The 12,739-nt window shown below is 34.3% G+C and carries 17 protein-coding genes and 1 other RNA gene; 8 read left to right on the top strand and 10 right to left on the bottom strand.

Annotated features, from left to right (window positions below):
• Window positions 1-5: 5 nt before the first annotated feature.
• Window positions 6-377 (top strand): flagellar export chaperone FliS, encoded by a 372-nt coding sequence (gene fliS / locus CHHT_RS01945; RefSeq protein WP_034962262.1) that lies wholly within the window; start codon window positions 6-8, stop codon window positions 375-377.
• 2 nt (window positions 378-379) lie between these two features.
• Entirely contained in the window at window positions 380-595 is a 216-nt protein-coding gene (locus CHHT_RS01940; RefSeq protein ID WP_051663740.1) for a hypothetical protein, read from the top strand.
• Here CHHT_RS01940 and rnpB read toward each other — a convergent pair.
• From rnpB to CHHT_RS01920, 4 genes are all read right to left on the bottom strand, one after another.
• An RNA gene (gene rnpB / locus CHHT_RS01935) (RNase P RNA component class A) lies at window positions 591-915 on the bottom strand. The genes CHHT_RS01940 and rnpB overlap by 5 nt on opposite strands.
• 32 nt (window positions 916-947) lie before the next feature.
• The gene (gene truD, locus CHHT_RS01930) at window positions 948-2,081 is read right to left on the bottom strand and encodes a tRNA pseudouridine(13) synthase TruD (protein WP_034962265.1); all 1,134 of its coding nucleotides are present in this window, start codon (window positions 2,079-2,081) and stop codon (window positions 948-950) included.
• A complete protein-coding gene (locus CHHT_RS01925) occupies window positions 2,059-2,877 on the bottom strand; it encodes a thiamine-phosphate kinase (RefSeq protein WP_034962267.1) in 819 nt (272 codons plus the stop codon). The genes truD and CHHT_RS01925 overlap by 23 nt, the downstream gene beginning before the upstream one ends.
• Window positions 2,870-3,349: a helix-turn-helix domain-containing protein gene (locus CHHT_RS01920; protein WP_051663732.1), complete on the bottom strand. Its 480-nt coding sequence runs from the start codon at window positions 3,347-3,349 to the stop codon at window positions 2,870-2,872. The genes CHHT_RS01925 and CHHT_RS01920 overlap by 8 nt, the downstream gene beginning before the upstream one ends.
• A gap of 132 nt (window positions 3,350-3,481) precedes the next feature.
• Between CHHT_RS01920 and CHHT_RS01915 the strand changes: the two genes are divergently transcribed.
• The 6 genes from CHHT_RS01915 (at window position 3,482) to CHHT_RS01890 (ending at window position 7,477) form a co-directional block, all read left to right on the top strand.
• Window positions 3,482-4,582, top strand: coding sequence for an aminotransferase class I/II-fold pyridoxal phosphate-dependent enzyme (locus CHHT_RS01915; protein WP_034962270.1), 1,101 nt, complete (start codon window positions 3,482-3,484; stop codon window positions 4,580-4,582).
• Window positions 4,563-5,177: a pimeloyl-ACP methyl esterase BioG family protein gene (locus CHHT_RS01910; protein ID WP_034962272.1), complete on the top strand. Its 615-nt coding sequence runs from the start codon at window positions 4,563-4,565 to the stop codon at window positions 5,175-5,177. Before CHHT_RS01915 ends, CHHT_RS01910 begins: the two co-directional genes overlap by 20 nt.
• Complete coding sequence (locus CHHT_RS01905; protein WP_034962275.1) at window positions 5,167-5,856, top strand: methyltransferase domain-containing protein; 690 nt, start codon at window positions 5,167-5,169, stop codon at window positions 5,854-5,856. The genes CHHT_RS01910 and CHHT_RS01905 overlap by 11 nt, the downstream gene beginning before the upstream one ends.
• Window positions 5,853-6,464, top strand: coding sequence for an ATP-dependent dethiobiotin synthetase BioD (bioD, locus tag CHHT_RS01900; protein WP_034962276.1), 612 nt, complete (start codon window positions 5,853-5,855; stop codon window positions 6,462-6,464). The genes CHHT_RS01905 and bioD overlap by 4 nt, the downstream gene beginning before the upstream one ends.
• Entirely contained in the window at window positions 6,461-6,829 is a 369-nt protein-coding gene (locus tag CHHT_RS01895) for an HIT family protein (protein ID WP_034962279.1), read from the top strand. The genes bioD and CHHT_RS01895 overlap by 4 nt, the downstream gene beginning before the upstream one ends.
• 81 nt (window positions 6,830-6,910) lie before the next feature.
• Window positions 6,911-7,477, top strand: coding sequence for a YceI family protein (locus CHHT_RS01890; protein ID WP_034962281.1), 567 nt, complete (start codon window positions 6,911-6,913; stop codon window positions 7,475-7,477).
• A gap of 44 nt (window positions 7,478-7,521) precedes the next feature.
• Here the strand turns inward: CHHT_RS01890 and CHHT_RS01885 are convergent, their stop codons facing one another.
• The 6 genes from CHHT_RS01885 to pglA all read right to left on the bottom strand — a co-directional run bounded on the left by CHHT_RS01885 (window position 7,522) and on the right by pglA (window position 12,524).
• Window positions 7,522-7,962 carry a Dps family protein gene (locus CHHT_RS01885; RefSeq protein WP_034962283.1) on the bottom strand — a complete coding sequence of 147 codons (441 nt, stop codon included), beginning with the start codon at window positions 7,960-7,962 and terminating at the stop codon, window positions 7,522-7,524.
• A 205-nt stretch (window positions 7,963-8,167) separates the two neighbouring features.
• Window positions 8,168-9,370 carry a glucose-6-phosphate isomerase gene (locus CHHT_RS01880; RefSeq protein WP_034962285.1) on the bottom strand — a complete coding sequence of 401 codons (1,203 nt, stop codon included), beginning with the start codon at window positions 9,368-9,370 and terminating at the stop codon, window positions 8,168-8,170.
• Window positions 9,357-10,187 (bottom strand): UTP--glucose-1-phosphate uridylyltransferase GalU, encoded by an 831-nt coding sequence (gene galU, locus CHHT_RS01875; RefSeq protein ID WP_034962287.1) that lies wholly within the window; start codon window positions 10,185-10,187, stop codon window positions 9,357-9,359. Before galU ends, CHHT_RS01880 begins: the two co-directional genes overlap by 14 nt.
• Window positions 10,188-10,235: 48 nt before the next feature.
• On the bottom strand, window positions 10,236-10,811 hold the full coding sequence (gene pglD / locus CHHT_RS01870; RefSeq protein ID WP_034962289.1) for a UDP-N-acetylbacillosamine N-acetyltransferase: 576 nt from the start codon (window positions 10,809-10,811) through the stop codon (window positions 10,236-10,238).
• Window positions 10,811-11,416, bottom strand: coding sequence for an undecaprenyl phosphate N,N'-diacetylbacillosamine 1-phosphate transferase (gene pglC / locus CHHT_RS01865; protein ID WP_034962291.1), 606 nt, complete (start codon window positions 11,414-11,416; stop codon window positions 10,811-10,813). Before pglC ends, pglD begins: the two co-directional genes overlap by 1 nt.
• Window positions 11,409-12,524, bottom strand: a complete 1,116-nt coding sequence (pglA, locus tag CHHT_RS01860) for a N,N'-diacetylbacillosaminyl-diphospho-undecaprenol alpha-1,3-N-acetylgalactosaminyltransferase (protein WP_034962294.1) — start codon at window positions 12,522-12,524, stop codon at window positions 11,409-11,411. The genes pglC and pglA overlap by 8 nt, the downstream gene beginning before the upstream one ends.
• Between the last annotated feature and the right edge of the window lie 215 nt (window positions 12,525-12,739).

Below are 12,739 nucleotides of genomic sequence, written 5' to 3'. Positions count from 1 at the left end.
AAAAAATGCAAACAAATTTAGCCTATCAAGCGTATAATCAAAATAATATAGGCATAGAATCTCCTAAGAAGCTCATCACAATGCTTTATGAGGGGATTCTTCGTTTTATATATAGAGCAAAAAAAGCTATAGATGATGAGGATATAGAAAATAAAGTTCTATTTTTAAACAAAACAAGTGCCATATTTTTTGAGCTTATAAACTCGCTAGATATGAATCAAGGAGCAGTTTCTCAGTATCTAAACGGACTCTATGCTAGACAAATTCAGCTCATAGCAGAGGCAAATTTAAAAAACGACAAAGCTCCACTAGATGAAGTAATTCATGTAACAAGAGAGCTACTTGATGCGTGGCGTGATGCTACAAAAGAAGAGTAATGATGAGCTGGATAGACGAGTTTAAAATAGCTCTTGTAAATGAGGATCTTGACAAAATAGACTATCTTACAAATAATTATCCAAATGAGATGAGCTTAGATGAGATGAGAAGCACTTTAGCTCTTATAAATGAAGCTGCAAAAATGTTTAAAGAAAAACAAAAAAAACTCGATATCGAGTTTCAAAAGATAAAAAAAGCAAGACAATATAACATATAAAAGTGCGACCATAAGCCGAGTTCTGTTTACGGTAGTCATTTATCTAAATTTTGATTTCACAATCAAATTTGAGCGAAGGGTTGAATATAAGACTCCAAACCATCCCTTCTTGCTGCGAGTTGGGTTTACATAGCCGAATGTATTGCTACAAATGCTGGTGAGCTCTTACCTCACCGTTTCACCATCACCGCAAAAGCGGCAGTTTTCTTTCTGTTGCACTATCCCTTAGGTTTCCCTAGCCACCCGTTAGGTGGAACTCTGTCTTATAGCAGCTCGGACTTTCCTCAAGACTTGCGTCTTGTAACTACCAGTCGCACTGAACTGATTGTATCTAAAAACATTTTAAAGCAAGTTAAATCTCAAATATATCTCTACCCAAAATTTCTTTCAAAACAACGGTCGCATAAGAGCCTTTTTGAAGCGTAAAACTCATACTAAACTGAGCTTGCTGCTCGTTGTATTTGTATTCTAAATTTTCTATCCAAACCCAAGCGTATCTTCTTGAACCGTTCATCAAATGCTTAAAATTATTCGCCTCTTCAAAAAACATATCTTCGATTTCTTTAGCTACGTCCTTGCTCTCATAAGCCTTAGCACCTACTATAAGCCCTGAGCTAGTCCTATCTCTAGCGACAAATTTTTCAACTTCTGCGTCTAAATCCTCACATAAAAAGACTTTGCCGTATGGATAATGCCCTAAAACTTCACCTTGTAAAAGTTTGAAAAACTGTTTTTGGGATTTTAGATTAGCAATAGTCTGTTTGTCAAATTTATATATCTCTTTTAACTCGTTTGCATTAAAACACTCACTAAAACGGCTAATTTCCACTCTTTTGCTAAGCCATTTATTGAACAAGTCGCTTTGATAAGCAGATATGAGAAAATCCCTAAGTTTTGGGTTATACTTTCCAAATACTTTTTTATCGCCGCAATTTAGTGCTTCTAAAATTTCCAGTCCACTTTTTGAATTATCACCAAACTTACCAAATCTTTGATATCCAAAATAGTTCGGATAACCGTTTTTATCGATTAAATTTAAAACTTCTCTAAGCCTAGTAGCCTCACTAGGGAGTACTTTTTTAAGTCTGATAAAAAAATTATTTGATTTTAAATGACCGATTTTTATTTTGTTATTATGCCTTGTTGTGTTTAGAATTTTTAGTTTTTCGTGGCTAAAATTATTTAAATTTTGCTCAAATTTTGATGGTAAACTTATGAATTGAGTCGTCATTCCCTCTTTATCTTTTAGACCAGCATAGCCAAAATCACGCATCTTCGCACCACTTTCACCACTCAATATGCTAAGAGCTTGAGCGGTAGTAAGATCTTTTTTTTGAATTTCGACGATCAGATGCTCGCCACTTCCACTAAACTCATAAAGAGGGTTTTCACGCACGACAAAATCGCTGGCATTTTTACTAAAATGTGCATTTATAGGCGAATGAGTAGTCGAAAGAAGTGGCTCAAAAATGGGTGAATTTTCCATGTGTTTTTTGTTTTCCTTTTATGATTTTTCCTAAAATATTTAGCTTCACACGGCATCTTTTTGCCTCATTTTGCACTCTTTTTAGATTGCGAGGAGAGATGCAAAAAAGCAGTTCATACTCCTCGCCACTAAGCCACTGCAATTTAGATATATTTTTGTAAAATTTAACCCTAAATTTAGAACAGATCTTTGGTAGATCACTAGCTAACCCATCGCTGATATCCATAGCACATTTCATAAATTTAGCCGAATGCTTCATAAATTTATCTCTTAAAATCGGAGTTTTAAATTTAGACTTGCTAGAGATATGTCCGCCATTTAGCAGAGTTTTAAGCCCTTTTAAAGAGCCACCAAGGCTTCCTGTATAGCAGACTAGATCCCCTAGTGCTGCGCCGTTTCTACTCACTTCTTTTGTATTTTGAAGATACGAGATGATGCTTAAGCTGATAGTTATCTCGCTAGATTTTACGGTATCGCCACCGATGATCTTAACGCCGTATTTCTCAGCAGTATGCTTTATGCCTTTACAAAGCTCTAAGATATAGCTATTTTTTAAATTTGAAGGCACACCAAGTCCTAGAAGAGCAAAACACGGCACCGCGTTCATAGCAACAGCGTCGCTTAAATTTACTAGCATCGCTTTTTGACCGATCTCAAATGCACTAAGCCAGCTACGCTTAAAATGCGTATTTTCCACAAACATATCTTTGCTAAGCACCATTTTACCGACTACAGCGCCATCATCGCCGATAAATTTATTTGTAAAAATATCTATGATATTTTGTTCTTTATCCATTTATTTTCGACTCTAAATACGCCCAAGAAGTTTTTGTATCAGTCATACTTAAGACTCTGCCATATTCGCAAAAATCTTCGCTTGAGTATTGGCAAAACTCGCTTAAAGCATTTTTGTATCCGCCTCTTATGGTAGCCTTGCCTCCATCTAAAAATCCAGCGCCCGCAAAAAGCAAAATACCAAGATCTAAGCCTATTTTTAAGTTGGCCTCTAAGCCACTTTTTATCCAACTCAAAAATATATCGTCATATCTTAAATTTAGAGCGCCAACGCCACTTGGGATAGCTACTATATCATACGCGTATAAAGACTCTGAGTGTCTTTCTGCTCTTAGCTCAAAGCCTCTTTCATCAAGCACAACTTCACTTAAAGATACCACTTCAAAATCAAGCTTATTTTTGGTAAAAAAGTCATAAATTTTGGCAAAACTAAGCAAATTTACTCTATCGTACAAAACAATACAACTCTTCATTTTTAAACCTTATAAATTTGTATAATATTAGCAAATACTCTATAAAATAGTTATAAATTTAGCAACATTTTGCTATAATCACCCTCTTTTAAATAAAATAACTATAAAGCTAATCAACCAACTAGGTGATAAATGTTTGATATAAAAAAAGCAAAAGAACAAGAAAATTTCAGAGAGATCAAAAAGACAAGGACACATTCTAAATTTATCGAAATTAATGGCAAAACACTTCTAAATTTAGGAAGTAACGATTATCTAGGTATAGCCACAAACGCAAATTTAAAAAACGAATTTCTAGAAATTTGCAAAGATAAAGATTGGTTTTTTGGTTCAGGAGCAAGTAGGCTAGTTTATAGCGCAAATGAAGAATTTGACAAGCTAGAGAGCTGGTTTGAGACTAAATTTAATTCCAAAAAAGCGGTGATTTTCAACTCTGGATATTGTGCAAATCTCAGCTGCATCTCAGCTCTAAATGGTGATAAAACGCTATTTTTAGCAGATAAACTAATCCACGCTAGTATGATAGATGCTCTAAAACTTGCAAATGCAAATTTTAAAAGATTTGCTCACAATGATAATGAAGCGCTAGAAGATTTACTCAAACAAAACAGCGATAAATTTGATCACATCATCATACTAACTGAAGCAGTATTTAGTATGGACGGAGACAGTGCTGATATAGAGTTTATGGTAAATTTAAAAAAGACTTACCAAAATGTTTTGATTTACGTCGATGAAGCGCACTCGTTTTTCGTCAAATCCCAGCTTGGACTTAGCGCAGAACTAGGACTTGATAGGCAAATCGATTTTTTGTTAGTAACTCTTGGAAAAGGCGTCGGAAGTAGCGGCGCAGTGATGATAAGTGAGTTTAAAGATATTTTTGTAAATAGCGCTAGAAGCCTCATCTTTTCAACAGCGATTCCGGCGATAAATGTAGCTTGGACGAATTTTATTTTGAGTAAAGATCACAGCGTCCAAAGAGCGAATTTAAAAGAAATTATCACATTTTTAGGGATAAGTGATAGTCATATCAGCCCTTTTATAGTCGGTGAAAACAAAAAGGCACTTGCACTTTCACAAAAGCTTTTTGAAGCAGGATATTTCGTACCGGCGATTCGTCCGCCGACTGTTCCACTTGGAAAATCAAGACTTCGCATAAGCTTAAGGGGCGATATTTTAAGTGAAGATTTATTAAATTTAAAAGAGATTTTAGATGAAAATAGATCTAATTAAAGACAAGAAAAAGCTAATACTGCTATTTTTAGGATATTCTTTTACTCCTAGCTCAGTTAAACACTTAAATATTGATGACTACGGACTTTGCGTAGTTTATGACTATAGCGATTTAAAATTTGACTATGAAATTTTAAAAGAGAAAGAAATCTATCTGATCGCTTGGTCTATGGGCGTTTGGGCGGCAAATTTAGTGCTTAAAGACATCAAGCTTAAAACCGCCGTAGCGATAAATGGAACACCTTTTGGGATAGATGACGAGTTTGGGATAAAAAAAGATATTTTTTACAAAAGCATAAGCGATTACGATTTTGAAGGTTTTAAAAAACTATGTTTTTTAGGTATTTCAGAGAATGAAATAAAGGGTTTTCAATTCAACCAAAATGCAAAATTCGAATTAATAAATTTATATAAAAATGCCTCACAAAAAAATGAAGATCATATCAACTGGAACAAAGCGATAATCAGCAAAAAAGACCTGATATTTCCAAGTAAAGTATGTCTGGACTACTTCAAGCAAAAAGCCGTTTGTATAAACGCTCCGCATTTTGTATTTTTTAAATTCAAAAGTTTTGGAGAGATCTTTGAAATTTGAAAAAGCAGCATTTTACGACGAGTTTGCACTTCCACAAATTTATGCTGCACAAAAACTAGCAAGAACTATAAAAAAATACAAGCAAGATTTTGAAGATATCTATGAGATAGGTGCTGGAAGTGGGGTCTTGACTAAAGAAATTTTAGGTTCATTTAAATTTAAAAATATCACTCTAAACGACATATATAAAAGTGACTATATGAGCGAGTTTAACACACAAATAGGCGATATTTTAGAGATACAAATACCAAAAGATCAAAGCCTTATCGTATCTAGTTCGGTTTTTCAATGGATAGAAAACTTAGAGCTTTTAAGAGATAAAATAAGCTTAAGTCTAAAAAATGAGGGTTTCCTTGGATTTTGTACTTTTATAAAAGGTACTTTAAATGAGCTTTCATCATATACAAAACAAAGCTTAAACTACAAAACAAAAGAAGAAATACTGCAAATTTTCGGAGATAAATTTGATATTTTAGAAACCAAAACAGGCGATTTCGAGCTTAAATTTGCAAGTTTAAAAGAGCTACTAACGCACCTAAAACAAACTGGCGTAAATAACCTAAATGGAAGCTTTAAACTTACAAAATCAACATACAAAGCTTTAGAATCTTACTTTGAAGGTGAGTTTAAACTCACGTATAGTTTTATGATAGTGATATGTAAAAGGATAGAAATTTGAGAAATATCTGTATAAGCGGAATCCACACAGACGCTGGAAAAAGCTGTGTTAGCGCTGCACTTTGTTATGCTTTTGGATTTGAGTATTTTAAACTCATTCAAGCAGGCAGTAGCACTGATAAAAGTTTTGTAGAAGCAAAAGTAGCAAATTTAGTATCTCACGCTCCAGGCATTAGCCTAAAAACAGCTGCTAGCCCACACATAGGAATGATAAAAGAAAACGTTACTTTTGAAGGTCTTAAGATAAATATTCCAAAGCAAAACGGCGTATTAGTAGAGCTTGCTGGCGGACTTTATTGCCCGATGGATTCTAAAAAATATATGATAGATTATATAGAAGCTAAAAAATTGCCTACATTTTTAGTCTCTAGAAACTATCTTGGGAGCATAAATCACACTGTTCTTAGCCTAGAAGCTTTAAAGAGTAAAAATATAGAAATTTTAGGAGTTATCTTTAGCGATGAAAAAGACGAATTAAGCGAAGAATATCTAAAAAGACAATATCCAAATTTAAACTTTTTTAATCTCAAAAACTTTGATAAATTCAGCTTTGAAAATGCCGCAGACGACCTGGGAAAGCAAATTCTAAAAGCAGGAGTAAGGTTATGATTTATAGTGATGATTTTATATATCTCGAGTTTGAAACAAGTGAAATTCCATGGGTAAAAATCTTTACGAAGCAAGTTTTTAAAGAGCTTAGCGACTGCGATGAGACTACTAAAAAAAGATTATTTGAAGCTGCTTTTATAGTCGAAAAAACTATGCTTGAGTTTTATAGACCTACTAAAATCAACTGGGCGAGTTTTGCAAATTACGTTCCAAAGGTACATATACACGTGCAAGCTAGGTTTGAAAACGATAGCTTTTTTCCAGAATCCATGTGGGGAGTAAAACAAAGAGAGGGCTTACAAAGAGATCTAAGGCTAGAAGAGTTTAAAGTCTTGCTTGCTTCAGCGCTAAATAAATCGTATTAACTATAATTTCTATTATTTTTAATTTAATATAAATTTTTATTTAAATTATAAAATAACTATATTTTAAATAAAGGATAAAAAATGACAAAAAAATTATTTAGTTCCGCTATCTGCGCAATGTTTTTAGCAGGAGCTGCATTTGGCGCTACTTACGAGCTAGACACTGCCCACTCAAGTACGAATTTTAAAGTAAAACACCTAAGCATTAGTAATGTAAATGGAGCTTTTAAAGACGTAAAAGCCGACATCGACGTTGAAAACGGAATACCAAATAAACTAGACGCCGTGATCAAAACAAATTCAGTCTTTACTAATAATACTGCGAGAGATTCTCATTTACAACAAGCTGACTTTTTTGACTCAGTAAAATATCCAGATATGAAATTTACAATGACTAAATTTGAAAAAGAAGATGCAAATGAAGGAAAAGTAATCGGAAATTTAACCATCAAAGACGTAACTAGACCAGTAACGTTAAGTTATGAATTTGGCGGTAAAACAGTAGATCAAAAAGGCAAAGAACATATAGGATTTAGTCTAGAAGGCGATATAAAAAGAAGCGATTTTGAGTTTGCCAAAGGAACATCAAACGCAGTTCTTGGCGATAAAATAAAAATAAACGTAGAAATAGAAGCGATAGCAAAATAAACTAGAAGTTAAAAAGGCGGTTTTGCCGCCTTTTATAAAATGAATTATGCTAAAGTTGAGTTAAGCATCCATATTTTTTTCTCATAATCACCGTAATGATCTTGAGCTATATTTGAAGTTGTTGTATCTCCTGCTTTTTCAGCTACTTCTTCTAGTTTTTTAAACTCTTCAACAAGATATTTATAAGCTTTTCTTATCTCTTCTAAAACCTCAGTTGGAGTATAGCTATCTTTTTGTAATACAGGAGCTTTTGCGCCTAGTTTTACTAGCTCATCAGCTTTTAGTATAGCTTTTCCACCGATTTGTATAGCACGTTCAGCTGTATCATCATAAAGCTCTGCCATCTCTTCATATGCTTTTTCAGTATACTCATGAATAGCGTAAAATTGAAGACCTTTTACGTTCCAGTGATAGTCGTGGAAAGCTATAAAAAACGCATGTGCGTCAGCTTGAATTTGGTTTAGTTGTTTAACTACATTTGTCATTTTGTATCCTTTATCTTTTTAATTTGTGGAATTATACCCGAATACTCTTAAAAGAAAATAAATCCTAATTAAGAATTTTTATTATTTAGATATAACCTTCCTTCAAAGTTAGATTATATCTATTAAATGGTAAATAAAAAGTAATTTATAGCCATTTTATGGCAGTTTTTTTGATAATTCATTATCAAAATTTATCCAAATAATACTACTTATTTGATAGTAAATTTTTAAGTATTCTTTTGCCTACTTCAACTCCTGGCTGATCATACGTATTTATACCTAGCATAAGCCCAACTGCGCTTGTAAGTAGCTCATAATAATACACTAAAAATCCGACATGCCACTCATCTAAAACATCTAGGCTTATAGTATCAATGCTGATATTTTCCCCAAGTAATGCTTGCATAGTAGATCTTGCTTGGGCATTAATGATATCGCCCATATAAAGCGAATTTGCAAAATCACAACTTTCTAAATTCTTTAGACTTAAATTTGGTACCAAAATAGTGCTGGAATGATCTTTTAAAGTTATAAAAGTAACCGTTTTGTCTTTTACACCCTCCATTATAAGCTGTAAAAAAGAGTGCTGGTCCTTGCTTCCTATGAGTCCGACTGGAGTAAGTCCCACTCTTTTATATCCACGTTTTTTTCCTAAACTCTCAGCCCAAAGTTGCACATACCAGTCGTTAAAACTTTTTAGTCTTGTGCTATAACTAAACAAAACATTTATTTTTGCATTTTTATGCGTTGCATAATGATACGCTTTTTGCAATATCGTATCATCGCCCTCTTCTAAAAACTGCTTTTTACAAGACAATGCACCATCAAGCATTTTTTTGGTATCTACACCACAAAGCCCAAGCGGTACAAGTCCGATAGCCGAAAGTACGCTAAAGCGACCTCCGACGTTTTTTGGTATATTAAAAACTGCGATATTTTGTTTGGCATAAGCTTCGAGTTTGCTATCAATATCCGTAATAACTATGAAATTTTCAAAAGTTTTAGGTTTATATAAGCCCAAAATATATTTGTAAATGCTTATAGGCTCTATAGTCGTTCCAGATTTACTAGAGAGGATAAAAAGAGTTTCGTTAAATTTGATATCTTTTAGCTTATTTTCTATATCAAACGGATCTATGTTGTCTAAAAAAACCAAAGGAATTTTAGGACCCAGCATCTCGTAAACAGCCTTAACCCCAAGAGAGCTTCCTCCTACTCCTATCAAAACTACTTTTTTAAATTCGGTTCTGTTTTTAAACTCAGAAATTTCATTTAAGATCTCATATCCAAAATCAGGAAGATGATAGTAACCTATCTCGCCCTCTTTTAGCTCATCATTCATACGCCTTTCGTATGAACTGATATTTTGTATATCTGATCTTGAAAATTTAAGCTCATTTATTACCATTTTCGCTCTCATAAAAGAAATTTGTAGCTTCGACAAATCCAGCCACACTTCCGCAGTCAAAGCGACGTCCTTTGAATTTATAAGCCAAAACCATACCGTTTTTAGCTTGTTTTAAAAGTGCATCAGTGATCTGAATTTCGCCGTTTTTACCAGGTTTTGTAGTTTCTATGATCTCAAAAATATCCGGAGTTAAAATATATCTACCGATTATAGCTAAATTTGTAGGAGCTTCGCTAGTATCTGGTTTTTCTATCATATCATTTACCATTATCAGATCATCTTCGATAAATTTACCATTAATTATACCATAGCTGCTCACACTTTGCTTTGGTACTTCCATGACTGCGACTATACTACAACGGTATTTCTCATAGATTTCACTCATTTGAGCTAAGACATTAACCCCATCTTCATTTATACATAAATCATCAGCCAAAATAACCCCGAAAGCTTCGTCTCCGACTAGCGTTTTTCCCGAGTATATCGCGTCCCCTAATCCTCTCATCTGTTGTTGGCGCGTAAAACTAAATGTACATGAGCTCATAAGCTCTCTGATCTCGCTTAGCATATATTCTTTACTCGTTCCTGCGATTTGATGTTCAAGCTCATAGCTTATATCAAAATAATCCTCCAAAGCCCTTTTTCCACGTCCAGTGACAAATGCCATATTGCTCATACCAGCCTCTCTAGCTTCATCAACACCATAATGAATGAGAGGTTTCGTAAGGATAGGAAGCATCTCTTTTGGTAAGCTTTTAGTTGCGGGTAAGAACCTCGTGCCATAACCAGCTGCTGGAAAAAGGCAAGTTTGTATCATTTTCATCTCCGTTTTTTATAAATTTTATCTAACTTCTTTAAATTTGACCTAAGAAACAACCCTACAAGGCGATCCATAAGCAAGCTGTCCATTTAAGATGTCTTTTAGTATCACGCTTGCAGCGCCTATAAAAATATCGTCTTTTATACTCACATTTTGGATAGCAACGCTACCTATTCCTATCCACGTTCTTTTTCCAACTTTTACGTTTCCTGCTAACGCAACTCTAGGGCAGATATGTGCAAACTCTCCTATGACACAATCATGCTCGATCACTGCTCCTGAGTTTATGATAGCCCCATCATATATAAGTGCATTTGCATTGATAACAGCGCCAGGCATAACCAAAACACCTTTACCAAATTTAGCGCTTGGGCTGATAATCGCACTTGGATGGATCAAATTTACTACGTTAAAACCACACTCCAAAACTCTTTTTTGAAGCTTTTGCCTTATAGCACAGTTACCTATAGCTATAAAAATATCATATTTTGGAAGATCAGGGCTAAATTTAAACTCACTAGCGTCATCTAAAAATATCACATCATCATAGCCATTTGCCTTAGCCACGTCCGAAGAAACCCTTCCATGTCCGCTAAATCCATAAATATAAATTTGTTTCATCAGTTGTGTCCATTGAATTTTTGCGTAGTTGCCATACCTTCACGACTAACACCTTCTTTTTTTATAACTTTTTTTATAGTTAAAAGCGCTATTTTAAGATCAAGCATAAAGCTTAGATTGCTAGCATAGAAGCTATCATATTCGAATTTTTTACTCCAACTTATAGCATTTCTACCATTTACTTGTGCAAGCCCTGTGATACCAGGACGCACACTGTGACGAAGACGCTGAGCATCGTTATATAAAGGTAGATATTCTACTAAAAGCGGACGCGGTCCTATGAAGCTCATATCTCCTTTTAGCACGTTAAAAAGCTGAGGAAGTTCGTCGATACTAAGGCTTCTAAGCCTAGCTCCGAACTCACCTAGCCTTATCTCGTCACTCAAAAGCTCACCATTAGCATCTCTTTCATCGCTCATAGTTCTAAATTTATATATCTTAAATATCTTCTCATTTAGTCCAGGGCGACTTTGCGTAAAAATAACAGGGCTTCCCAAACGTCTTTTTATAGCAAAAAAAGCTATGATCATCACAGGACTTGTTAAAACGATAAGCACCAAAGCACCTAGAAAATCAAAAAAACGTTTAAAAAATAGCTTATACATCTATAAATTCCTTATAAACTTCCAAATATTTTTCTACTATTATAGGTTCGTCGTATTGCCTTAAAACTAACTCGCGCGCACTTTTACCCATATTACTAGCAAGCTCTTCATCATTTAGTAAAATTTCTATATTTTTAGCAAGAGAATGCGGATCTCTAGTGTTACAAACAAGCCCATTTATACCGTTAGTCACCGCTTCAATATTTCCAGAACAGTTGCTCACGACTGAAGGCAGACCCATACTCATAGCTTCTAAAACAGTACGTGGAAAACCCTCTTTATAGCTAGGTAAAACATAAACGTATGAGCCTTTTAAGATCTCTTTTACATTGTCGCTCCATTTTAGCCATTTTACGTTTTTATTTTTCAAAAACTGCTCACCCGCACTACTTGGATTTCCTAAATATCCATCACCCACGAAGACAAACTCGCAGTCTTTTCTATGACTTAATATATCTGCTGCCTCATAAAACTCCCTTATGCCTTTATCCCAAAGTGCTCTGCCTACCATAAGTACGACTTTTTTATCACTAAGCTTAAAAGGCTCTACTAAATTTGGATCAAATTCAGAAGCATTTACACCGACACTTTTTATACGCCTTACTTTTGATTTATCTATAAGACCTTTTTTTATCATATAATCAGGATCGCTGTCATTTACAAAAATACAAGCATCGCTTATCTTAAATGCTCTTTTATAAAGCAACTCTATAACTTTTCTAACAATTAAAGTTTTGATATCATTATGGATATAAAAGCTTCCAAGTCCTTCAACTAAATTTATGACAGTTTTTATACCTGCTTTTTTTGCTGCCCATGAGCCAAACACATTTGATTTATGAGCTCCTGTTTGAAGCATATCTAAATTTAATGATCTTAAAACTTTTGTAAGGTCATTCGTATCTTTGTAAGCTCGCATAGGATTTAGGCTAGCTTTATCTATCTCATATATAGCCGTCTCAAACTCGCTTTGCACTTTACTTGTATAAACTCCATCTGGAATGATCGCAAAAACATCATGACCACGTGCTTTTAAAGCTCTCATTATAGGGCTTCTAAAGTAATAAACGCTCATATCAGAGTGCGATAAAAAACCAATTCTTGCCATAGTTTAAAACCTTTTATAAATTTAACTCTGATATTCGTCTATTGCGTATTGTCGTTACGAACAAGTTCGTAACTCCACGCCAACACTAAAGTCCCCGCAAGCGGGGTACCCCTATTTTCAGAGTGCGATAAAAAACCAATTCTTGCCATAGTTTAAAACCTTTTTTATTTTTACTTCACACATAAACTAACACTTTTACTGCTGTGCAAATAAAA

This window comes from Campylobacter hyointestinalis subsp. hyointestinalis, assembly GCF_013372145.1.
In the GTDB taxonomy this organism is placed as follows: Bacteria; Campylobacterota; Campylobacteria; order Campylobacterales; family Campylobacteraceae; genus Campylobacter; species Campylobacter hyointestinalis.
Note: the sequence above shows the minus strand (reverse complement) of the source record. Positions and strands in the feature narration are given on the sequence as shown.